This window comes from Denitratisoma sp. (assembly GCA_032027165.1).
In the GTDB taxonomy this organism is placed as follows: Bacteria; Pseudomonadota; Gammaproteobacteria; order Burkholderiales; family Rhodocyclaceae; genus Desulfobacillus.
Genome location: JAVSMO010000001.1, coordinates 3,053,074 through 3,075,182, shown reverse-complemented (window position 1 = coordinate 3,075,182; position 22,109 = coordinate 3,053,074). Strand labels below are relative to the sequence as shown.

Sequence of the window (22,109 nt, the reverse complement as noted above, 5' to 3'; positions counted from 1 at the left end):
GGTTTATCCTGAGCGGATGGACAGTCCCGGACCCGACCGCCTCCAGCCCTTCCGCTTCGCCGACCTGCGGCGCGGCGGCGGGGATGCGGCAGCCGAGCTGCTGGCCGGCCTGCTCGCCGTACGCGCCGCGATCCCGCCGAAATACTTCTACGACGCGCTCGGTTCGCGCCTGTTCGCGGCAATCTGCTGCCTGCCCGAGTACGCCCTGACGCGCAGCGAGGCGCGCCTGTTCGCCGAGCGGGGCGGGGAGATCGCCGATGCGGCGGGGCGCGGCCGGCTGCTGATCGACCTCGGCGCCGGCGACTGCGGCAAGGCGGCCGGCCTGTTTCCGCTGCTGGCACCGGCCGGCTACGCGGCGCTCGACATCTCGGCGGATTTCCTGCGCGAGGCGCTCGGCCGCCTGCGCCAGCGCTTCCCCGGCCTGCCGATCGCCGGCGCGGCAATCGACTTCACGCACAGCCTCGACCTGCCGGAAGACCTGCTGGCGCCGGCCGCCGCGCCGCGGCTGTGGTTCTACCCCGGCTCGTCCATCGGCAATTTCTCGCCCGCCGCGGCGCGCGGCTTCCTGGCGCGCATCGCCCGCGCCTGCAGCGCGACCGCTCCCGGCGGCGCCCTGCTGATCGGCGTCGACCTCGTCAAGGACAAGGCCGTGCTCGACGCCGCCTACGACGATGCGCTGGGCGTCACCGCCGCCTTCAACCTGAACGTGCTGAACCATGCGAACCGCCTGCTGCCGGCGGATTTCGACGTCGCCGACTGGCGCCACGTCGCCTTCTTCGACGCCGCGACGAGCCGCGTCGAGATGCACCTGGAAGCGCGCCGCGAGGTGGCCGTGAAGCTGGCCGGACAGATGCGCCGCTTCGCCGCCGGCGAACGCATCCACACCGAGGATTCGTACAAGTGGACGCCGGAAGGGTTCGCCGTGCTGCTCGAAGAAGCCGGCCTGCCGAAGCAGCGCCGGTGGCTGGACGAAGCAGGCGGCTTCGCGCTGTTTTTGGCGGAGCCGGCATGAGCCGGCAGCTCTCGAAAGCCGCGCTGCATGCCGCGCTCGACGAGAGCCGCGCGCGCCTGCTGGCGATCTACGCCGACTTGCCGCCGGCGCTGTGGCAGTCGGTGCCCTACCTGAAGATCATCAACCCGCCGCGCTGGGAGGTCGGCCACGTCGCCTGGTTCGCCGAGCGCTGGTGCCTGCGCCGCCGGAACCACGGCTTCACCCATTCGCGCTTCCTGCACGACCCCGACCGCTGGTACGACTCGAGCCGCGTCGCCCACGAGGCGCGCTGGACGCTCGACCTGCCCAGCCTGGCGGCGACGCGCGGCTACCTGGCCGGCGTGCTCGACGCCTGCCACGCCGCGCTCGACAGGGAGGGCGCCGATCCGTATTTCTTCCAGCTGGCGCTGTACCACGAGGACATGCACTGCGAGGCGCTGTACTACACGCTGCAGACGCTCGGCCTGGCGCCGTCCGCGAAGGTGCGCACGCGCCGCGGCCCGCCGTCCCTGCCCCCCGGCGAGGAGCTGTCCTTCCCCGGCGGCGGGACCGAGGTCGGCAGCCGCCGCGACGCCGGCTTCGTCTTCGACAACGAGAAGTGGGCGCACACGGTGGAACTGGCGCCCTTCGCCATCGACGCGCGGCCGGTGAGCAACGAGGATTACCTGGCCTTCGTCGAGGACGGCGGCTACGAGCGGGCGGAATGGTGGAGCGAGGCAGGCCGGCAGTGGCTGGCCGAGACCGGCCGCCGCGCGCCGCGCTACTGGCGCCGCGGCGCGCACGGCTGGGAGCGGCGCGTCTTCGACGCCTGGCAGCCGCTCGCGCCGGAGGAGCCGGTGCTCCACGTCAGCGCCTTCGAGGCCGAGGCCTGGTGCCGCCGCGCCGGCCGGCGCCTGCCGACGGAGGCCGAGTGGGAGTGCGCAACGCGGAGCGCCGACGCGGCTTTCCTGCCCTGGGGCCATGCCTGGCTGTGGACGGCCAGCCCCTTCGCGCCCTACGCCGGCTTTTCGCCGGACGCCTACGCGGACTATTCGCAGCCCTGGTTCCACACGCACCGCGTCGTGCGCGGCGGCTCCTTCGCCACGCCCGCCCGCCTGCTCGATCCGGCCTTCCGCAATTTCTACGAGCCGCACCGCGACGACATCTTCGTCGGCTTCCTCAGCGCGCGGGATCTTTGATTCAGGAAACGGCCGGCGCCGAGGCGGCCTGCTCGACGGGGATCGCGTGTGCGACCTCGCCGGCGAAATGGGCGACGGAGTTGGCGTAGTAGGCGAGCACCGGCAGGTTCTCCGGCACGGCGCGGAAGAGGCCGTCGCGTTCCTCGACGATGCGGCGCAGGGTCAGCATGCGCAGGCCGACGCCGATGGCGTAGTCGCGGTCGTGGCGCGGGATGTAGATGTGGGCGCCGTGCGCCTCCCAGTCGCGCAGCAGGTCGCAGGCCGCCGACTTGATCTCCAGTTCCGACAGCGCCCGCGCGGCATCCCGGCCGAACACCTGGGCCACCAGCGCCACCGGCACCACCGGGATCACCCCGCCGATGGCCCGCATCAGGTAGCGTCCCAGTGCCTCGACCTCGCGTCGCCGGGCCTCGTCGTCGAGCGCGGGGAAATCCACGCCGTGCAGGGCGACGTAGCGCCGCATGGAAACCGGGCTGCCGAAGTTCACGCAGGCGTAGCCGAAGCGGTGCCAGTTGCCGGTCAGCATCTGCCACAGGTTGCGCGCAATGAAAGTCAGTGTCGTCGACACGGCGCCCAGCATGCCGCGCCGCCGCCGCTCGCCCAGCTTGAGCAGCTGGCTGCGGTCCTCCAGCACGCGGTCGTAGTTGAGGCCGACGGGAATGAAGACCAGGTCGCGCTCGCCGTCCGGGCGGAAGGACTTCACCATGTAGTCGAGCAGGCCGAAGCGCGGCTGCCGCAGGGCGCCGTCGACGGTGAGGCCGCCCTCGGGAAACAGCGCCTGCGGCACGCCGGCCTCGGTGGCCATGCTGACGTAGCGCGCCAGCACGGTGCGGTAGAGCGGGTCGCCGGAGTTGCGCCGCACGAAGAAGGCGCCCATCGAGCGGATCAGCGCCTGCAGCGGCCACACCCGCGCCCATTCGCCGACGGCATAGGACAGCGCCGCCTGCTCGGCGGCGAGGAAGGCCACCAGCACGTAGTCCATGTTGCTGCGGTGGTTCATGACGAAGACCACGGTGGACTTGGGGTCCACCGCCGCCAGGCCGGCCTCGTCGGCGTAGCCGAGGCGCACGCGGTAGAGGCTGCGCGCGACGCTCTTCGCCAGCCAGTAGCCGATGCGGAAGTAGAGGTAGGCGTTGAAGGAGGGCACGATCTCGCGCGCGTAGCGGTCGATGCGGCGGCGCACGTCGACGAGCGGTTCGCCGCTCTCCTTCGCGTGCGCCTCGGCGGCGGCCTGGATGCGCGGGTCGTGGAAGAGGCGGTCGATCAGCACCTCGCGCCGGGTCAGCTTGAACGAGGGCAGCTCGATCCTCAGGCGGGTGTTGAGCTCCTCGATGACTGCGTTGATGCGGCGGCGGAAGAACCAGCGCATGCCCGGCGCCAGCAGCAGCACGCCGGCGGCCCAGGCGGCGAGCAGCGCCAGGATGACGAACAGCCACAGCGGGACACTGATGCTGGCGTCCATGCCTCCTCCAGGCGTCACATCAGGACGATGTCGAACTGCTCCTGAGTGTAGCCCGATTCCGCCTGCAGGGAAATCGGCTTGCCGATGAAGTCGGAGAGCATGGCGAGCGAGCCGGACTCCTCCTCGAGGAAGAGGTCGATCACGGCGGGCGCGGCCAGCACGCGGTACTCGCGGGCGTTGAACTGGCGCGCCTCGCGCAGCAGCTCGCGCAGCACCTCGTAGCACATGGTGCGCGCGGTCTTCACCTCGCCGCGGCCGCCGCAGGTCGGGCAGGGCTCGCACAGCACGTGGGCGAGCGACTCGCGCGTGCGCTTCCTCGTCATCTCGACCAGACCGAGCGCGGTGAAGCCGTTCACCGACATGCGCGTGTGGTCGCGCGAGAGCGCCTTGTTGAGTTCGGCCAGCACGGCGGCCTTGTGCTCCTCGCTCTCCATGTCGATGAAGTCGAGGATGATGATGCCGCCGAGGTTGCGCAGCCGCAGCTGGCGCGCGATGGTCTGCGCCGCCTCGAGGTTGGTCTTGAAGATGGTGTCGTCGAAGTTGCGCAGGCCGACGAAGCCGCCGGTGTTGACGTCGATGGTGGTCATCGCCTCGGTCTGGTCGATGATCAGGTAGCCGCCGGACTTGAGGTCGACGCGGCGCGCCAGCGCCTTCTGGATTTCGTCCTCGACGCCGTGCAGGTCGAACAGCGGCCGCTCGCCGGTGTAGTGCTTGAACAGCGGCATCAGCTGCGGCATGTATTCCTGCGCGAAGGCCGTCAGCTTCTGGAAGTTCTCGCGCGAGTCGATGACGATATACGCGGTCTCCGGCGTCACCAGGTCGCGCAGCAGGCGCTGGCCGAGGGTSAGGTCCTGGTAGAGCAGCGCCGGCGGGCGGGCGGCCACGGCGGCGTTCTTCGCCTCGGCCCACATCTTGCGCAGGTAGGCGATGTCGTTGGCCAGCTCCTCGTCGCTGGCCTTCTCGGCCATGGTGCGCACGATGAAGCCGCCGGCCTCGTCGGCGGGCACCAGCTGCTGCAGCTTCTCGCGCAGCTGTTCGCGCTCGGCCTCGCCCTCGATGCGCTGGGAGATGCCGATGTGCTTCTCCTGCGGCAGGTAGACGAGCAGGCGGCCGGCGATGCTGATCTGGGTGGACAGGCGCGCGCCCTTGGTGCCGATCGGGTCCTTGAGCACCTGGACGATGAGGTTCTGCCCCTCGGAGAGGATCTTCTCGATCGGCTTCGGCCCGTCGCCGCCGTTGCCGCTGCCGTTGCCGCCGTGTCCGTTCTGGCGCTGCTCCCAGATGTCGGCGACGTGCAGGAAGGCGGTGCGCTCGAGGCCGATGTCGATGAAGGCCGACTGCATGCCGGGCAGCACGCGCACGACGCGGCCGAGGTAGACGTTGCCGACGAGGCCGCGCGAGGCGGTGCGCTCGATGTGGAGTTCCTGCACGATGCCGCCCTGCATGAGGGCGACGCGGGTTTCCTGCGGCGTGAAGTTGACCAGAAATTCCTCGCTCATGGCGAGGAGTGTATCAGGCCCCCGCGTTCAATCGCACATACAACTTGGCGAGCAGGCGCTTGACCTGTTCGGAGGCGCGCACGTAGTCGCCGTACTGCAGCAGGCGCATCGCCTCGTCCTTCTTGCCCGCCTGGGCAGTCTCGAGCACCCGTCCGGCGCACTGGTGGAAAAGGGCATGCTGTCCCTTCATCTCGCCGAAGGTGTCGATGGTGCCGAAGCGCTCGCCGCCGGTGCCGTAGATCCACTTGCCGAGCGGGCACTGGTCGTCGCGGCAGACCGTCTCGACCTTGAGGTCCTCGCTGCTGGTGCCCTGGATGTAGTTCTCCAGCCGCGACTTCCACTTGATGTGGGCTTCGATGGCCGTCATGAAGTTCAGGCCCGCCACCTCCATCGAGGCGTCGGCCGGCGGCGGAGGGGGCGCCGCCTCGTCCGCCTTTTGCCCCATCATGCGCTTGAACCAGTCGAGTGCGCTCATGGTGATGCCCTTCTTTGTTATATGGGATAACCGAAGCGTCGCAGAAGAAGGGCCGTCTCGTAAAGGGGTAAACCCATGATGCCGGTATAGGAGCCCTTTATCTCCTCGATGAAAACCGCGGCGCGCCCCTGGATGCCGTAGGCGCCGGCCTTGTCGAGCGGCTCGCCGCTGGCGACGTAGCGCTTGATCTCGTCCTGCCCGAGGCTGCGGAAACGCACCTCGCTGGCATTGAGCAGGTGTTCGGTATGGCCATCGTATGACAGCGCCACCGCCGTCAGCACGCGGTGGGTGCGTCCGGACAGGCGCTGCAGGATCGCCACCGCGTCGGCCTCGTGCTCCGGCTTGCCGATCACGCTGCCGTCGATTTCCACCGTCGTGTCGGCGGCCAGCACCGGATGCGGGATCAGGTGGCGCTCGCGGATGCGGCGCACGCCGGCCTGCGCCTTGGCCAGGGTGACGCGCACGACGTAATCCTCCGGCGTCTCGTCCGGCAGCACCGCTTCGTCGACGTCGGGATCCTCGCGCGGCACGCCGCGGAACATCAGCAGTTCGAAGCGCACGCCGATCTGCGACAGCAGTTCGCGCCGGCGCGGGCTGCGGGAGGCCAGATAGATGCGTGGTTCCAGGGTGATCATTCGCGATGGTAGGGGTGATTCTTCAACAGGCTGGTCGCGCGATACAGCGCTTCGGCCAGCACCACGCGCGCCAGGGCGTGCGGCAGCGTCAGGCTGGACAGGCGCAGGGTCTCGGCGGACGCGGCCTTGAGATCGGCGGCCAGGCCGTCCGGTCCGCCGATGACGAAGGCGACGTCCTCGCCGCCTTCCATCCACTGGCGCAGTCTTCCGGCAAGCTGCTGCGTCGACAGATCGGCGCCGCGCTCGTCGAGGATCACCAGGCGGCAGCGCCCCGGCAGCGCGGCGCGGATGCGGCCGGCCTCGGCGGCCATCAGCGCCTCGGCGGGCTTGCCGCCGCTGCGCGGCTCGGCCTTGATCTCCTTCAGTTCGAGCGGCAGTTCGCGCGGCATGCGCCTGGCGAACTCCGCAAATGCCTCCTCCGCCCAGGACGGCATGCGCGTGCCGACGGCCACGACCGCCAGCTTCATCAGCCGGCCGCCGCGCTCTTCTTGCGCGCGGCGGGCGTGACGGACCAGAGTTCTTCCAGGTTGTAGTAGCTGCGCACCGCCGGCTGCATGATGTGCACGACGATGTCGCCGAGATCGACGACGATCCAGTCGCCGCTCTCCTCCCCCTCCATGCCGATGACGCGGCCGCCGGCCGCCAGCACCTTGTCCTGCACGCTGCGTGCGAGCGACTTGGTCTGCCGCGCCGAGTCGGCGCTGGCGATGATGATGCGGTCGAAGAGGGAAGATATCTTTGTGGTGTTGATGACTTCGATGTCGCGCGCCTTGATGTCCTCCAGCGCACTGACGGCGACCTTCTGCAGTTTCCTGACGTCCATTCTAATTCCGGTAAAGCTGTTGCTGGTCAATATACTCCCGCACGGGATCGGGAAGCAAATAGCGGACGCTCGACCCGGCGGCCAGCTGCGCGCGCAGCAGCGAGGCGGAAATCGACAGCGGCGTCATGGAAAACCCGACGACCCTGCCGGCCGGCGCCGTACGCAGGACGGCGGCATCGCTGCCGAACCGGTCGGCGCCGGCCTTCGACAGTTCGGCCGGCCATTCGTCCGGCGAGAGGACGAAGCCCGGGCGCGTCGCCACGCCGATGTGGGCCAGTTCGAAGAGCTCGCGCCAGCGGTGCCAGGTGGGCAGGCCGAGGAAGGCATCGGCGCCCATCAGCACCACGAGCGGACGGTCAGCCTGCCCGGCGCGCAGGCGCTCCAGCGTCGTCACGGTGTAGCTGGGCTCGTCCGAGGTCGCCTCGGCATCGTCGACCGCAAAGGCCGGATTGCCCGCCACGGCGCGGCGCACCATCTCGAGGCGATGCGCCGCGGCCACGTGCGGCACGGCCCGGTGCGGCGGCCGGCCGGCGGGAATCCAGCGCACTTCGGCCAGGCCGAGCATCTCGCGCGCCTCCTCGGCCAGGCGCAGGTGGCCGTAATGCACCGGATCGAAGGTGCCGCCGATCAGGCCGAGGGGCGCCTCATGCATCGGCCGTCTCGACCAGGGCGACGAAGACGTCGCGATAGCTCACGTAGAAACTGGCGAACAGCGTCGGCACGAAGACGAAGAGCAGCGGCAGGGACATGGCGACCGCCACCATTTTCGCCAGCGGTGCGGAAGTCGCGCCGGCAATGCCGAGCACGATGCCCGGCAGGATGGCGCTGATGAACGCCACGCCGAGGCCATAGACCAGGAAGGGGCGCCAGTTGCGGGCGCAGGCGACGAAGCTGAAGAACAGCGCCTTGCCGGCGGGCAGGTCGTTCCAGGCGGCCAGCATGGGCGCGAACCAGAAGGCCATGAGCACGGGCACCATCAGGACCAGGGTCACCTGCAGGGCGACGACCAGACGGTCGCTTTCCAGCAGGTCGTCGGGCGGCGGTTGCCCGGCCATCATGATGCCCAGCAGGGCCCCGCCGTCGACCAGGGCGCTGCCCGCGAACACCGCCAGCGAGCCGAGCAGGTAGGCCGCGCCGAGGATGAGCAGGGTGTTGCGATTCCTGCCGAAGCCGGAGAACAGCAGCCCGAACCCGTTCTCGGTCTCGCGCTCGAGGGCCCGGCAGCCGTTCATGACGCCGACCGACAGCGCCGGCACGCACAGCGGCGCGAGGACCACGCCGAGCAGCGGCACGAGATTGAGGAACACCAGGGTGAGCCAGTAGCCGAAGACCAGGAAGGTCAGCAGGGCGGGATTGGTCCGGAACAGGCGAAAGCCCTCGACGATCCAGTTCCAGCCGCGGATGGCGGGGAGTCGGCGGGCTTGCATTCAGCGGGGGGCGCCGCGGCGGAAGGCGGCGGCTATGCGGCGATTATTCGAAGATCTCCACATACGACGCATAGGTCGATCCCATCATCACCGGCACCATCACCAGCATGCCGAGGCCGAAGGGAATCATCGCGATCATGCAGAGCACGAACAGGATCACGCCATAGACGAGGAAGGGCACGATGTTCTTCAGGCAGGCGAAGAAGCTCGCCTTCATGGCCTCCAGCGGCGCGACGTTGTGGAACACCACCAGCGCGGGGGCGAACCAGACGGCCATCGCCAGCGGCACCATCAGCGCCAGCATGACCAGCAGGGCGAGGAAGAATCCGCCCGCGACCATGCCGACGCCGGGTCCGCGCCCCATCAGGCCGCCGGTCACGGCGGCGCCGCCGCTGATGAGAAAGACCAGCACGGTGATGGCGATGACGCCGATCATGTAGAACACGCCGACCAGGATGAGGTTGGTGGTGTTCTGCTTGAAGCCGGCGAACAAATGGTCGATGCCGAAATCCCCGCCCCCGGAGAGCGACCTGCAGCCGAGCAGGATGCCGCCGGCGAAGACCGGCACCAGGAACTGGGCCGCCAGGCTGCCGACGACCGGGATGAAGCTCAGGACGATGAAGATCACCATCAGGATGACGGCGATGGCGATCCACATGCCGGGATTCTTGGTGAACAGCTGCCAGCCCTGCTTGAGCCATTCGATGCCGCGGCCGGCGTCGACGCTGCGGCCGGCGGGATCGAACGCCCGGCCGCCCTGCTCGCCGCCGCCCTGCACGAGAAACGGGTTCTGTTCGCTCATCGCTGCCTCCCCTGGTGGTTGCTGCCCGGAATCAGAACGTTCCGATCACCCACATCGGCACGCGCAGGCCGGAGTCCATCGATTCCTGGCGCGTCATGCGGCCGTCGCCCTTGTCGTCGACGAGGTAATAGGGCACGCCGTGCGGCGGCGTCACCTTGATCATGTAGAGGCGGCCGTTGATGCGGAATTCCTCGACCTTGTCTTCGCCGCGCCGGATGATGGTCACCTGCGGCTCGAGCGCCGGATCCGGCTGGTAGCCCGGCGGGGGCGGCGGGGGCTCGGGGACCGGCTGCAAGGCAGGGCGGTCCTGCGCCACGGCAGGCAGCGCGAGGGCAAACAGACAGGAAATCAGCAGGCGGCGCATGGCTTTGTCCTAATTGGGGTCGGGGCGATTGTATCAGAGGTTCAGTAGCAGCTCGTGCTCGTGCGGGAGGGGTCCGAAGCCCCGTCCTTCATAGTGCTTGAAGATGGCGTCGACGACCTGCTCCGGCTCGTCGATGGCCTGTATCAGGTCGAGGTCTTCGGCGGCGATCATGCCTTCCGAAACCAGGCGCTCGCGGAACCAGTCGAGCAGCCCCTGCCAGTAGGCGGCGTTCATCAGGATGAGCGGGAAGCGCCGGCTCTTGCCGGTCTGGATCAGGGTGAGCGCTTCCATCAGCTCGTCGAGCGTGCCGAAGCCGCCCGGCAGCACGACGTAGGCGGCGGCGAACTTGACGAACATCACCTTGCGCGCGAAGAAGTGGCGGAAGGTGAGCGAGATGTTCTGGTAGGCGTTGCTCTGCTGTTCCTGCGGCAGCTGGATGTTGAGGCCGACGCTGGCGCTCTTGCCGTCGAATGCGCCCTTGCTGGCCGCCTCCATGACGCCGGGGCCGCCGCCGGTGATCACCGAGAAGCCGGCGTCGGAGAGCAGGCGCGCCACCGTCTCCGCCTGCTGGTAGTAGGGGTGGCCGGGGCCGATGCGCGCGCTGCCGAAGATGGAGACGGCCGGCCGGATCGGCGCAAGGCGCTCGGTCGCCTCGACGAACTCTGACATAATGCCGAACATGCGCCACGACTCGCGTGCCGTCGGCGAGGCGTCGATCTGCGGCGAGGCGAGATTGCGAAGTTTTTCCTGGGTCATTTTTCTGGTTTCCTGAAGCGGCGCCGAATCCATTATGCCGACATTGCTGCTGGTTGACGGCTCCTCGTACCTGTACCGCGCCTTCCACGCCATGCCCGATCTGCGCAACAAGGCGGGGGAGCCGACGGGCGCGGTGTACGGGGTCATCAACATGCTACGCCGCCTGGATAGCGACTTCAAGGCGGACTACCGCGCCTGCATTTTCGACGCCAAGGGCAAGACCTTCCGCGACGACCTCTACCCCGAATACAAGGCGCAGCGCCCGCCGATGCCCGACGACCTCGCCAGCCAGATCGAGCCGCTGCACGCGTGCATCCGCGCCCAGGGCTGGCCGCTGCTCGCCATCGAAGGCGTCGAGGCCGACGACGTCATCGGCACGCTGGCGCGCGAAGCCAGCCGCCAGGGCATCGAGTGCATCGTGTCCACCGGCGACAAGGACCTTGCGCAGCTGGTCAATCCGCACGTGCGGCTGGTGAACACCATGAGCAACGAGGTGCTCGACGAGGCCGGCGTGCTGGCCAAGTTCGGCGTCGCACCCTCGCAGATCGTCGACTACTTCGCGCTGGTCGGCGACAGCGTGGACAACGTGCCGGGCGTGGACAAGGTCGGGCCGAAGACGGCGGCGAAGTGGCTGCAGGAATACGGCAGCCTCGACGGCATCGTCGCCCATGCCGACGAGATCGGCGGCAAGGTCGGCGAGAACCTGCGCCGGCACCTCGACTTCCTGCCGCTCGGGAAGAAGCTCGTCACCGTCGTCTGCGACCTCGATCTGCCGGTGCGCGTCGCCGACCTCGCCCCGCAGCCGCCCGACAAGGACAAGCTCGCCGAGCTCTTCGCGCGGCTGGAGTTCAAGACCTGGCTGCGCGAAGTCCAAGCTGGAAGCGCCGCCGAATCCCCGGCGCCCGCCGCCGCGCCCGACCTGCAGCCGCCCGGCGCACACCGCACGCGCTACGAGACGATCCTCGACTGGGCGCAGCTCGACGCCTGGCTGAAGAAGCTCGAGGCGGCGCCCTTCGCCGCCTTCGACACCGAGACCACCAGCCTCGACCCGATGCTGGCGCGCCTGGTCGGGATGTCCTTCGCCGTCGCGGAGGGCGAGGCCGCCTACCTGCCGCTCGCCCACCGCTATGCCGGCGTGCCGCAGCAACTGACTTTCGACGAGGCGCTGGAAAAACTGAAGCCCTGGCTGGAATCGCCGCGCCACGCCAAGGTCGGCCAGAACCTCAAGTACGACATGCACGTGCTGGCCAACCACGGCATCCGGCTGGCCGGCGTGGCGCACGACACCCTGCTCGAATCCTACGTCGTCGAGTCCGACAAGAGCCACGACATGGACTCGCTCTCGGCGCGCCATCTCGGCATCGCGACCATCAAGTACGACGAGGTCACCGGCAAGGGCGCCGGGCGCATCGGCTTCGACCAGGTCGACATCGAACGCGCCGCCGAATACGCCGCCGAGGACGCCGACATCACGCTGCGCCTGCACGGGGCGCTGCATCCGCGCCTCGCCGAGGCGCCGCGCCTGGAGGCGCTCTACCGCGACATCGAAGTGCCGGTGATGCAAATCCTCTTCCGCATGGAAAGGAACGGCGTGCTGGTGGATGCCCCGCTGCTGGAGCGGCAGGGCCAGGAGCTCGGCCTGCGCATGATGGAGATCGAGGCGCAGGCGCACGCGGCGGCGAAGCAGCCCTTCAACCTGAACTCGCCCAAGCAGATCCAGGAGATCCTCTTCGAGCGCGAGAAGCTGCCGGTGCTGAAGAAGACGCCCTCCGGCGCGCCGTCCACCGACGAAGAGGTGCTGGAGCAACTGGCGCTCGACTACCCGCTGCCGAAGCTGATCCTCGACTACCGCAGCCTGGCCAAGCTGAAGAGCACCTACGCCGACAAGCTGCCGAAATCCGTGGACCCCGCCACCGGCCGCGTGCACACCAATTATTCCCAGGCCGTGGCGGTGACCGGACGGCTGGCCAGCTCCGACCCCAACCTGCAGAACATCCCCATCCGCACCGAAGAAGGCCGGCGCATCCGCCAGGCCTTCGTCGCGCCGCCGGGATCGAAGCTCGTCTCCGCCGACTATTCGCAGATCGAGCTGCGCATCATGGCCCATCTCTCAGGGGACAAGGGGCTGCTCGACGCCTTCGCCGCCGGCGAAGACATCCACCGCGCCACTGCCGCCGAGGTGTTCGGCACCACGCCGGCGGAGGTGACGAGCGAGCAGCGCCGCTACGCCAAGGTGATCAACTTCGGCCTCATCTACGGCATGTCGGCCTTCGGCCTGGCGCGCCAGCTCGGCCTCGAGCGCGGCGCGGCGCAGGCCTACATCGACCGCTACTTCGCGCGCTATCCCGGCGTGGCGAACTACATGGAGTCGACGCGGCTGCTGGCGCGCGAGCGCGGCTACGTCGAGACGGTATTCGGCCGCCGCCTCTGGCTGCCGGAGATAAGGTCAGCCGCCCCGGCACGGCGCCAGGCCGCCGAGCGCGCCGCCATCAACGCGCCGATGCAGGGCACCGCCGCCGACATCATCAAGCTGGCGATGATCGCCGTGCAGCGCTGGCTGGATGAAACCCGCCTGGCCTCGCTGCTCATCCTGCAGGTGCACGACGAACTGGTGCTGGAAGTGCCGGAAGCGGAGCTCGACGCCGTGAGAAGCGATCTGCCCAGGCTGATGGCCGGCGTGGCGCAGCTCTCCGTGCCGCTGCTGGCCGAGGTCGGCGTCGGCGCAAACTGGGACGAGGCGCACTAGGGCCTGTTCGCGCGACACGGCAACGCAGCCGCATCGACCAGCTCCCGCATGCGCTGCCAGTGCGAGCCTTCCCAGTAGACGCGGCCGCAGGCGTCGCAAGTCGTGAAGCGTTCGTAGCGCTCCCGCACCAGCGGCGGCAACTGCTCGAGCACCGCGGCCTTGTCGATGTCGCGCAGCGGCTTGTTGCATTCCAGGCAGAGCGTGAAGGGGCGCAGGCTGCCGACGAGGTCGAGGCGGGCGAGGATCTCCCTGAACTGCTGCGAAGGCTTGAGGGCGTGCACGTAGCAGCCGTGGGTCAGCTCGCGCAGCTTGAGCAGCTCGCGGTCGCGCGTCAGGACGATGCGGCCTTCGTGCGTGGCGAGCGCGACGATCTCGCGGTCGTCGAAGTCGTTGCGGTAGAGGGTGTCGAAGCCGGCCATGCGCAGCAGGTGGGCGAGCCCGCCGAGGTGCGCATCGGCGACGAAGCGCGTCTCGCGCAGCGGCCGCCCGCGCAGGCGCAGCAGGGGCGTGACGTCGAGCGACTCGAACTTCGGGTAGACGGCGACGCGGTCGCCGTCGGCGAGCAGGCGGTCGAAACCGACCGATTCGCCGTTGACCAGGATCAACTCGACTTCCGTATGGGGGACGCCCAGCGCCTCGATCATGTGCTTGACGGTGGCGGCGCGGGCGCAGGGCGCAGCAAACTCCCGCTTGCGCCGCTCGGGCGCGAGGAAGTCGTTCAGCTCCTCGTAGAAGCGGAAGGTCGCGGTGACCATCGCGTGCCGGCGGGCGGCGCGGCTCAGCCTTCCTCGAGCACGCTCAGCAGGTAGCGCCCGTAGCCGCTGTTGTGCAGCGGCTCGGCCAGGCGGCGCAGCTGGGCGGCGTCGATGTAGCCCATGCGGAAGGCAATCTCTTCGGGGGCGGCGATCTTCAGGCCCTGGCGCTTCTCGATGGTCTGCACGAAGTGCGAGGCCTCGATGAGGGATTCGTGGGTGCCGGTGTCGAGCCAGGCGTGGCCGCGTCCCATCATCACGACGTTGAGCTCGCCCAGTTCCAGGTAGCGGCGGTTGACGTCGGTGATCTCCAGCTCGCCGCGCGGCGAGGGCTTGAGGTTCGCGGCGATGTCGCAGACCTTCTCGTCGTAGAAATACAGGCCGGTGACGGCGTAGCGCGAGCGCGGCTTGTGCGGCTTTTCCTCGATGCTCACGGCGCGGCCGTCGGCGCCGAATTCGACGACGCCGTAGCGCTGCGGGTCGTGCACCGGATAGGCGAAGACCGAGGCGCCTTGCGTGCGCGCCGCCGCACCCTGCAGGTCGTCCGCGAGATCGTGGCCGTGGAAGATGTTGTCGCCGAGCACCAGCGCGCTGGGCGCGCCGCCGATGAAGTCGCGGCCGATGAGGAAGGCCTGGGCGAGGCCTTCCGGCTTCGGCTGCACTGCGTAGGAGAGCGACAGGCCCCAGCTCCTGCCGTCGCCGAGCAGCTGCTCGAAGCGCGGCAGGTCCTGCGGCGTCGAGATGATCAGGATGTCGCGGATGCCCGAGAGCATCAGGGTCGACAGCGGATAGTAGATCATCGGCTTGTCGTAGATGGGCAGCATCTGCTTCGACACCGCCAGCGTCACCGGGTAGAGCCGGGTGCCCGAGCCGCCGGCGAGGATGATGCCCTTGCGTTTTTGTGTCATGGCGTCAGTCCGAATAGTGTTGCGCGACCCAGTCGCGATAGGCGCCGCTGGTGACGCGGCTCGTCCACGCCGTGTTGTCGAGGTACCAGCGCACCGTCTTCTCGATGCCGGATTCGAAACTCTCCGCCGGCCGCCAGCCGAGCTCGCGCTCGAGCTTGTCGGCGTTCATGGCGTAGCGGCGGTCGTGGCCAGGCCGGTCCTTGACGTAGTTGACGAGCTTCTCGTGCGGCGTCACCGGCGAGTCCGGGTGCAGCTGGTCGAGCAAGGCGCACAGCGTCTTCACCACGGCGAGGTTGGTCATCTCGGCGCGGCCGCCGACATTGTAGGTCTCGCCGGGGCGGCCCTTCGCCAGCACGGCGCGGATGGCCGCGCAGTGGTCGCCGACGTAGAGCCAGTCGCGCACGTTGAGGCCGTCGCCGTAGATGGGCAGCGGCTTGCCGGCGACGGCATTGTGGATGATGAGCGGGATCAGCTTCTCCGGGAACTGGTAGGGGCCGTAGTTGTTCGAGCAGTTGGTGGTCAGCGTCGGCAGGCCGTAGGTGTGGTGGTAGGCGCGCACCAGATGGTCGGAGGCCGCTTTCGAGGCCGAGTAGGGGCTGTTCGGCTGGTAGGGATGCGTCTCGGCGAAGGCCGGATCGTCCATGCCGAGCGAGCCGTACACCTCGTCGGTCGACACGTGCAGGAAACGGAAGGCGGCTTTCGCCTCGCCGGTCAGCGCCGACCAGTGGGCGCGCGCCGCCTCGAGCAGGGTGAAGGTGCCGTTGATGTTGGTCTGGATGAACTCGGCCGGGCCGTGGATGGAGCGGTCGACGTGGCTCTCGGCGGCGAAGTGCACGATGGCGCGCGGCGCGTGGCGCTTGAGCAGATCCCCCACCAACTCGGCGTCGTTGATGTCGCCCTGCACGAAGTCGTGACGCGCATCATTGCGCAGGCCGGCAAGGTTCTCCGGATTGCCGGCGTAGGTGAGCTTGTCGAGGTTGATGACCGGCTCGCCGGTCTCGCGCAGCCAGTCCAGAACGAAATTGCTACCTATGAATCCGGCGCCGCCGGTGACCAAAATCATTGCGGGATTTCCTCGAGGCAGAGTTGCAGGCAGTCGCGCCAATCGGGCAGGACGAGGCCGAAGCGGGCGCGGAAGGCGCCGGTGTCCAGGCGCGAGTTGGCCGGGCGCGGCGCGGGCAGCGGGTACTCGGCGGTCGTGATCGGCGTCACCGTTTTCACGCGCAGTCCTTGCCGGCCTTCGACGATGGCGGAGGCGAAGCCGTGCCAGCTCGTCTCGCCGGCGGCGGTAAGGTGGTGCACGCCGCTGTCGAATGTGCCGCTGCTGCGTTCCTGCATCGCCTGGCGCAGGGCGTGCGCCGTCGCCTCGGCGATGAGCCGCGCCCAGGTCGGGGCGCCGATCTGGTCGGCGACGATGCGCAGCTCCTCGCGCTCGGCGGCCAGGCGCAGGATGGTGCGCAGGAAGTTGGCCCCGCGCGCGGCGTACACCCAGCTGGTGCGGAAGATCAGGTGGTCGGCGCCGGAAACCTGCACGCCGACTTCTCCCGCGAGCTTGCTGCGGCCGTAGGCGCCGAGCGGCCCGGTCGGGTCGGTCTCGACGTAGGGCGCGGCCTTGGCGCCGTCGTAGACGTAGTCGGTCGAATAATGGATCAGCAAGGCGCCGCGCCGCGCCGCCTCCTGCGCCAGCAGCGCAGGCGCGGCGGCGTTGACGGCGTTGGCCTGCTCCGGCTCGCTCTCGGCCTTGTCGACGGCGGTGTAGGCGGCGGCGTTGACGATGACGTCGGGCCGCAGCTCGTCCAGCATGCGGCGCACAGCGGCGGCATCGGCGAGATCCAGCCCGGCATGGTCAAACGCGGCAACGCGGCCAAGCGGCAGCAGGGTGCGCGCGAGCTCCCAACCGACCTGGCCGTTTTTTCCTGTCAGCAGGATGACTGGAGCACCTTCCCCCCGCCCCCCTTCCCGAGGAAGGGGGTGACGGTCGTTCGCGGGCTGCGCCCGCTCCATCCTGTTGGCTGCACCCCCTTGGGGCGGCCCGGCGGGGGCGCTCACGGGAACAGCTCCGCCACGGCGAAGGGCAGGCCGTTAACGTCCTTGGCGGAGAGCGTCGGCGCGCCCGTCAGCGGCCAGGGGATCGCCAGCTCGGCATCGTTCCAGAGGATGCAGCGCTCGTGCTCCGGCGCGTAGTAGTCGGTGGTCTTGTAGAGGAAATCCGCCGATTCGGAAACGACGAGGAAGCCGTGGGCCAGGCCCGGCGGCACCCAGAACATGCGCTGGTTGGCGTCCGACAGCTCGACGCAGGCCACCTTGCCGAAGGTGGGCGAACTGCGGCGGATGTCCACGGCGACGTCGAACACCGTGCCGCTCGCCACGCGCACCAGCTTGCCCTGCGGCTGCCGCAGCTGGTAGTGAAGCCCGCGCAGCACGCCGCGGGCGGAGCGGGAATGGTTGTCCTGCACGAACTCGGCGCGGATGCCGGCCGCCTCGGCCAGCACGCGCTTGTTGTAGCTCTCGAGGAAGAAGCCGCGCGCGTCGCCGAAGACCTTCGGCTCGATGATCAGGGCGTCGTGGATTTCGGTTTGGATGACCTTCATGGGCCGCTATTTTACTTGCGGTTTAGATACTCGACCCGAATATCCTTTTTCCCGAGGTTCACCTTGCTGACGGCGCCGAACTCGAAGACGAGGCGCGGCCAGCGCCGCGGCGGCACTTCCAGCCAGTGGGCGAAGAGCACGCGCAGCACGCCGCCGTGGGTGACGACCGCGGCGGCCGGCGCTTCGCCCGCGCGCAGCTCGTCGAGGAAGTCCAGGGTCCGCGCCAGCATTTCCGCCGCCGATTCGCCGCCGGGCGGGGCGAAGTTGAGGATGTCGGCGACCCAGGCGTCGAAGGCGGCCTTGTCGATCTCGTCCCAGCGGCGCATCTCCCACTCGCCGAAATGCATCTCGACCAGACGTTCGTCGACGGCCGGCGCCGGAGAAAGATGCTCGGCCACGCTGCGGCAGCGCAGGAGCGGGCTGGTGTAGACCGGGATGCCGGCCGGCAGCATGCCGCGCAGGCGCGCCGCCTCCGCGCCGGCGTCGCCGGCGAGGCCGATGTCGCTGCGGCCGTAGCAGGTGCCCTCGGGCACGGCCGGCTCGGGATGGCGGATCAGGAAAAGTTCCATGCGACCGCGAGGATACCCACATAGATCGCCAGCTCGGAAAGCTGCTGCGTGGCGCCGAGGCAGTCGCCGGTGTAGCCGCCGATGCGCTTGACGAAATGGCGCGCGGCGAGAAAGGTCGTCAGGGCCGCCAACAGCAAGCCGGCAAGCGCCGCCTCCCACGGTAGCAGGGCCAGCGGCGCCAGGCCGAACAACGCGGCTACCCCGAGGCTGCCCGCGCCCATGCGCACCGCCAGCGGCTTGGCGCGCGCAGAGTCGTCGTCGCGCACGTAGTCGAGGGAGAAGATGAGCAGCGTGGAAAAGAAGCGCGAGGCGGCGTGGCCGGCGACGAGGGCCGGCGCAATCCACTCGTCGGGCAGCTCGTAGAGGGCGTTGAACTTCGCCAGCAGCATCAGCGCCACGGCGAGGGCGCCGTAGCTGCCGATGCGCGAGTCCTTCATGATCGCCAGCACCTGCGGCTTCGTCCAGCCGCCGCCGAAGCCGTCGACCGTATCCGACAGGCCGTCCTCGTGGAAGGCGCCCGTGACGAGCAGGGTCGCCGCCATGCTGAAGAGCAGGGCGATCGACACCGGCAGGACGAAGGCGACGAGAAGGAAAGTCAGTCCCCCCAGCACGCCGACCAGGATGCCGACCAGCGGGAAGTAGCGCGCCGCGCGGTCGAGCGCCTCCTGCGAGTGGCCGACCCAGGCCGGCACCGGCAGGCGCGTGAAGAAGCGCACGGCACCGAAGAAAGCTTCAGCTTCCTGTCGCAGCATCCGCCTGCTCGCTCTTTTCGCTCACGCCCGCCGACTCGAAGCTGGCCATCTCGTTCAGGAAGGCGCAGGCGGCGCGCACCAGCGGCCAGGCCAGCGCGGCGCCGGTGCCCTCGCCCAGGCGCAGGTCCATGTCGAGCAGCGGCCGCGCACCGAGGTGCTCGAGCTGCAGGCGGTGGCCGCGCTCCTGCGAGCGGTGCGAGAAGACGCAGTACTGCAGCGCCGCCGGATGCTGCGTCGCCGCCACCAGCAGGGCCGAAGTGACGATGAAGCCGTCGATGAGCAGCAGCATCTTCCGCTCGGCGGCGGCGAGCATGCCGCCGGCCAGCATGGCAATCTCGAAGCCGCCGAAGTGCGCCAGCACGGATGATGGCGTGTAGTCGCCGCGATAGCCGTCGGCGGCCTGCTGCAGCAAAGTCAGCTTGCGCGCCACGCCGGCATCGTCCAGCCCGGTGCCGCGCCCGACGCAATCCTCCAGCGGAATTCCGGCCATGAAAGACGTGATGAGCGAGGCCGAGGCGGTGTTGCCGATGCCCATCTCGCCGAAGCCGATGACGTTGCAGCCGCGCGCGTGGAGGCCGGCGACGAGCTGCGCGCCGCGCGCCGTCGCCGTCTCGCATTCTTCCGCCGTCATGGCCGGGCCTTCCAGGTAGCTCGCCGTGCCGCAGGGACTGACTTTGGCGTCGACCAGGTTTTCGCGCGGGCCGAACGCGTGGTTCACGCCGGCGTCGGCGACCACCAGCCCGATTCCGTTGGCGCGGGCGAAGACGTTGATGGCGGCGCCGCCGGCGAGGAAGTTCTCCACCATCTGCCAGGTGACGTCCTGCGGGAAAGCGGAAATGCCCGCATTCGCCGCGCCGTGGTCGCCGGCGCAGACGAGGATGTGCGGCGCGCGCAGTTCGGGCGTCAGCGTCTGCTGGATGAGGCCGAGCTGCAGGGCGAGCGCCTCCAGGCGGCCGAGCGCGCCGAGCGGCTTGGTCTTGCCGTCGATCCTGGCCTGCAGCGCGGGGCGCAGGGCGTCGTCGGGTGCGGCGATATTGAATTTCATCTTCATCCTTCCGGAAATTTCATGGTGACTTGAGGGTCAGCGGCAGCCCGGCGGCGACGAAGGTCGCGCGCTCGCAGGCGGCGGCGAGGTCCTGGTTGAGCCGCCCCGCCTCGTCGCGGAAGCGGCGCGTCTCCTCGCCGAGCGGCACGATGCCGAGGCCGATCTCGTTGGCGACGAACAGCACTTCGCCGGGCAGCTGCGGCAGCGCGTCGAGCAGCGCGCGGCGCTCGGCCTCGAATGCGCCGCCGATGACGTTCATCAGCCACAGCGTCAGGCAGTCGACGATCACGCAGCGCCCCGCCGCCGCTTCCGCGCGCAGCGCGGCGGCGAGCGCGCACGGCGCCTCGACCACGCGCCAGTCCGCCGGCCGCGCCGCACGATGGTGGGCGATGCGCTCGGCCATCTCGGCGTCGCCGGCCGAACCGGTGACGATCACCGTCACCGGCAGGCCGGATGCCGCCGCCCGCTTCTGCGCATAGGCGCTCTTGCCGGAGCGGGCGCCGCCGAGGATCAATTCTTTCATCGCCGCATCCTATCCTGAAATGCCGGCACGACCGCCCCGAAAGTTCGCTCAAGCCAGGCCGCATCGAGATGCGCCTCCAGCGCATCGGCCAGGCGCTCGAGGGCCTGCTCGCGCACTGCGGCGAGATCGAAGGGGGCCGCTTCCGCATGGCCGGCCCAGTCCAGCAACGCCCGCAGCGCCGCCGGCCGGTCGAAGAGGCCGTGCAGGTAGGTGGCGAGGATGCTGCCGTCCTCGGACAGCGCACCGTCGCTGCGGCCGTCGTCCAACTGCAGCGCAGGCCGCGACAGCGCCGGGCCCTCGCTCACGCCCAGGTGGATCTCGTAGCCGGCGGCTTCCGGCGCGCCGGGCAGATTCAGCGTGCCGGCGACGTTGGCCAGGCGTTTCTCCGGCGCCAGCGTCGTCTCGAAGTCGAGCAGGCCCAGCCCTTCGGCGCTGCCCGCCTCGCCCTCCAGCCCCAGCGGATCGTGCACCGCGCGGCCGAGCATCTGCATGCCGCCGCAGATACCCACCACCCTGCCGCCGTAGCGCAGGTGGCGCAGGAGCGCCGCCGCCCAGCCCTGCGCACGCAGCCAGGCGAGGTCGGCGCGCACGTTCTTGCTGCCGGGCAGGACGATCAGGTCGGCGGCGGGAATCGCCTCGCCGGGGCCGACGAAGCGGAAGTCCACCTCGGCATGCAGGCGCAGCGCATCGCAGTCGGTGGCGTTCGAGATGCGCGGCAGCGCGGGCGCGACGACGCGCAACCGCGCGTCGGTCTTGCCGGCGCGCTCGCGGGGCAAGGCATCCTCGGCGTCGAGGTGCAGGCCGTGCAAATAGGGCAGCACGCCGAGCACCGGCTTGCCGGTGCGTTCCTGCAGCCAGCGCAGGCCCGGTTCGAGCAGGGAAAGGTCGCCGCGGAAGCGGTTGATGACGAAGCCCTGCACGCGCGCCCGCTCCGATTCGGAGAGCAGTTCCAGCGTGCCGACGAGGTGGGCGAAGACGCCGCCGCGGTCGATGTCGGCGACGAGGATCACCGGGCAGTCGACCGCCTCGGCGAAGCCCATGTTGGCGATGTCGCGGTCGCGCAGGTTGATCTCGGCCGGGCTGCCGGCGCCCTCGACGACGAGGCAGTCGTACTGCCGCGACAGGCGCTCCCAGGAGGCCAGCACCGCCTCCATCGCGCGCGGCTTGTAGAGGTGGTAGGCGCGGGCGTCGAGGTCGGCGGCGACGCGGCCGTTGAGGATCACCTGCGCGGCGCGGTCGCTGGTCGGCTTGAGCAGCACCGGGTTGAAATCGCTGTGCGGCGCCAGCCCCGCCGCCTGCGCCTGCAGGGCCTGGGCGCGGCCGATCTCGCCGCCGTCGACGGTCACCGCCGAGTTGAGGGCCATGTTCTGCGGCTTGAACGGCGCCACGCGCACGCCGCGCCGCAGAAGCAGGCGGCAGAGGCCGGCGACCAGCACGCTCTTGCCGGCGTCCGAGGTGCAGCCCTGCACCATGAGGGCGAGGGGTTTCGGCGTAGAATCGCTCATCGCCTTTCCCCCGCTCTGCAATGCGCCTCCCGCGGCTTCTGCTCGCCCCGCTTCTCGCCGCTCTGTTCGCCCCGCTGGCGCACGCCGAGCCGGAGATGCGCCTCACCCAGCCTGCGCGGCGCATCGTCAGCCTGTCGCCGCACATCACCGAGAACCTGTTCGCCATCGGCGCCGGCAACCGCGTCGTCGGCACGGTCGAGTTCAGCAACTACCCAGAAGAGGCGAAGAAGATCCGGCAGATCGGCAGCTACGAGAAGATCGACCTCGAGGCGGTGGCGGCGCTGCGGCCCGACCTCGTCGTCGCCT

At 69.5% G+C, this 22,109-nt stretch carries 24 protein-coding genes; 3 read left to right on the top strand and 21 right to left on the bottom strand.

Translation table 11 applies throughout. The features are described from left to right. The first annotated feature begins 16 nt into the window (after positions 1–16). Positions 17–1,012, top strand: coding sequence for an L-histidine N(alpha)-methyltransferase (egtD, locus tag ROZ00_15025; protein ID MDT3737539.1), 996 nt, complete (start codon positions 17–19; stop codon positions 1,010–1,012). After that, entirely contained in the window at positions 1,009–2,169 is a 1,161-nt protein-coding gene (senA, locus tag ROZ00_15020; protein MDT3737538.1) for a selenoneine synthase SenA, read from the top strand. The genes egtD and senA overlap by 4 nt, the downstream gene beginning before the upstream one ends. Position 2,170: 1 nt before the next feature. On the opposite strand, the gene ROZ00_15015 is transcribed toward senA, so the two are convergent. Genes ROZ00_15015 through ROZ00_14965 form a run of 11 tightly spaced genes read right to left on the bottom strand, consistent with a single transcriptional unit; the run spans position 2,171 to position 10,412 of the window. Continuing rightward, positions 2,171–3,631 carry a 1-acyl-sn-glycerol-3-phosphate acyltransferase gene (locus tag ROZ00_15015; GenBank protein ID MDT3737537.1) on the bottom strand — a complete coding sequence of 487 codons (1,461 nt, stop codon included), beginning with the start codon at positions 3,629–3,631 and terminating at the stop codon, positions 2,171–2,173. Positions 3,632–3,645: 14 nt separating this feature from the next. Then, entirely contained in the window at positions 3,646–5,130 is a 1,485-nt protein-coding gene (rng, locus tag ROZ00_15010) for a ribonuclease G (GenBank protein ID MDT3737536.1), read from the bottom strand. A 13-nt stretch (positions 5,131–5,143) separates the two neighbouring features. Continuing rightward, positions 5,144–5,605, bottom strand: coding sequence for a CZB domain-containing protein (locus ROZ00_15005; protein ID MDT3737535.1), 462 nt, complete (start codon positions 5,603–5,605; stop codon positions 5,144–5,146). A 17-nt stretch (positions 5,606–5,622) separates the two neighbouring features. Next, positions 5,623–6,240, bottom strand: a complete 618-nt coding sequence (locus ROZ00_15000) for a Maf family protein (protein ID MDT3737534.1) — start codon at positions 6,238–6,240, stop codon at positions 5,623–5,625. Further along, the gene (gene rlmH / locus ROZ00_14995; protein ID MDT3737533.1) at positions 6,237–6,707 is read right to left on the bottom strand and encodes a 23S rRNA (pseudouridine(1915)-N(3))-methyltransferase RlmH; all 471 of its coding nucleotides are present in this window, start codon (positions 6,705–6,707) and stop codon (positions 6,237–6,239) included. Before rlmH ends, ROZ00_15000 begins: the two co-directional genes overlap by 4 nt. Beyond that, a complete protein-coding gene (gene rsfS / locus ROZ00_14990; protein MDT3737532.1) occupies positions 6,707–7,063 on the bottom strand; it encodes a ribosome silencing factor in 357 nt (118 codons plus the stop codon). Before rsfS ends, rlmH begins: the two co-directional genes overlap by 1 nt. A gap of 1 nt (position 7,064) precedes the next feature. Next, a complete protein-coding gene (gene nadD / locus ROZ00_14985) occupies positions 7,065–7,715 on the bottom strand; it encodes a nicotinate-nucleotide adenylyltransferase (protein MDT3737531.1) in 651 nt (216 codons plus the stop codon). Beyond that, on the bottom strand, positions 7,708–8,490 hold the full coding sequence (locus ROZ00_14980) for a BPSS1780 family membrane protein (GenBank protein ID MDT3737530.1): 783 nt from the start codon (positions 8,488–8,490) through the stop codon (positions 7,708–7,710). The genes nadD and ROZ00_14980 overlap by 8 nt, the downstream gene beginning before the upstream one ends. A gap of 43 nt (positions 8,491–8,533) precedes the next feature. Then, positions 8,534–9,292: a BPSS1780 family membrane protein gene (locus tag ROZ00_14975; GenBank protein MDT3737529.1), complete on the bottom strand. Its 759-nt coding sequence runs from the start codon at positions 9,290–9,292 to the stop codon at positions 8,534–8,536. Positions 9,293–9,323: 31 nt separating this feature from the next. Further along, positions 9,324–9,656 carry a DUF2782 domain-containing protein gene (locus ROZ00_14970; protein MDT3737528.1) on the bottom strand — a complete coding sequence of 111 codons (333 nt, stop codon included), beginning with the start codon at positions 9,654–9,656 and terminating at the stop codon, positions 9,324–9,326. Positions 9,657–9,689: 33 nt separating this feature from the next. Next, the gene (locus ROZ00_14965; GenBank protein ID MDT3737527.1) at positions 9,690–10,412 is read right to left on the bottom strand and encodes a TIGR00730 family Rossman fold protein; all 723 of its coding nucleotides are present in this window, start codon (positions 10,410–10,412) and stop codon (positions 9,690–9,692) included. Positions 10,413–10,446: 34 nt separating this feature from the next. On the opposite strand from ROZ00_14965, the gene polA reads away from it, so the two are divergent. Further along, positions 10,447–13,158, top strand: coding sequence for a DNA polymerase I (gene polA, locus ROZ00_14960; GenBank protein ID MDT3737526.1), 2,712 nt, complete (start codon positions 10,447–10,449; stop codon positions 13,156–13,158). Here polA and ROZ00_14955 read toward each other — a convergent pair. From ROZ00_14955 to ROZ00_14910, 10 genes are read right to left on the bottom strand one after another with little or no spacing between them, the layout of a single operon-like run. Then, on the bottom strand, positions 13,155–13,913 hold the full coding sequence (locus ROZ00_14955; GenBank protein MDT3737525.1) for a Mut7-C RNAse domain-containing protein: 759 nt from the start codon (positions 13,911–13,913) through the stop codon (positions 13,155–13,157). The genes polA and ROZ00_14955 overlap by 4 nt on opposite strands. Before the next feature lie 23 nt (positions 13,914–13,936). Beyond that, positions 13,937–14,818 carry a glucose-1-phosphate thymidylyltransferase RfbA gene (gene rfbA / locus ROZ00_14950; GenBank protein ID MDT3737524.1) on the bottom strand — a complete coding sequence of 294 codons (882 nt, stop codon included), beginning with the start codon at positions 14,816–14,818 and terminating at the stop codon, positions 13,937–13,939. A 4-nt stretch (positions 14,819–14,822) separates the two neighbouring features. Beyond that, positions 14,823–15,881 (bottom strand): dTDP-glucose 4,6-dehydratase, encoded by a 1,059-nt coding sequence (gene rfbB, locus ROZ00_14945; protein ID MDT3737523.1) that lies wholly within the window; start codon positions 15,879–15,881, stop codon positions 14,823–14,825. Continuing rightward, entirely contained in the window at positions 15,878–16,867 is a 990-nt protein-coding gene (gene rfbD / locus ROZ00_14940) for a dTDP-4-dehydrorhamnose reductase (GenBank protein ID MDT3737522.1), read from the bottom strand. Before rfbD ends, rfbB begins: the two co-directional genes overlap by 4 nt. Further along, positions 16,864–17,409, bottom strand: coding sequence for a dTDP-4-dehydrorhamnose 3,5-epimerase (gene rfbC / locus ROZ00_14935; protein ID MDT3737521.1), 546 nt, complete (start codon positions 17,407–17,409; stop codon positions 16,864–16,866). The genes rfbD and rfbC overlap by 4 nt, the downstream gene beginning before the upstream one ends. An 11-nt stretch (positions 17,410–17,420) precedes the next feature. Then, entirely contained in the window at positions 17,421–17,978 is a 558-nt protein-coding gene (cobC, locus tag ROZ00_14930; GenBank protein ID MDT3737520.1) for an alpha-ribazole phosphatase, read from the bottom strand. Continuing rightward, positions 17,963–18,730, bottom strand: coding sequence for an adenosylcobinamide-GDP ribazoletransferase (locus ROZ00_14925; GenBank protein MDT3737519.1), 768 nt, complete (start codon positions 18,728–18,730; stop codon positions 17,963–17,965). The genes cobC and ROZ00_14925 overlap by 16 nt, the downstream gene beginning before the upstream one ends. Further along, positions 18,711–19,781 carry a nicotinate-nucleotide--dimethylbenzimidazole phosphoribosyltransferase gene (gene cobT, locus ROZ00_14920; protein ID MDT3737518.1) on the bottom strand — a complete coding sequence of 357 codons (1,071 nt, stop codon included), beginning with the start codon at positions 19,779–19,781 and terminating at the stop codon, positions 18,711–18,713. Before cobT ends, ROZ00_14925 begins: the two co-directional genes overlap by 20 nt. A 13-nt stretch (positions 19,782–19,794) precedes the next feature. Next, positions 19,795–20,298, bottom strand: coding sequence for a bifunctional adenosylcobinamide kinase/adenosylcobinamide-phosphate guanylyltransferase (gene cobU / locus ROZ00_14915; protein MDT3737517.1), 504 nt, complete (start codon positions 20,296–20,298; stop codon positions 19,795–19,797). After that, positions 20,295–21,803, bottom strand: coding sequence for a cobyric acid synthase (locus ROZ00_14910; GenBank protein ID MDT3737516.1), 1,509 nt, complete (start codon positions 21,801–21,803; stop codon positions 20,295–20,297). Before ROZ00_14910 ends, cobU begins: the two co-directional genes overlap by 4 nt. Between the last annotated feature and the right edge of the window lie 306 nt (positions 21,804–22,109).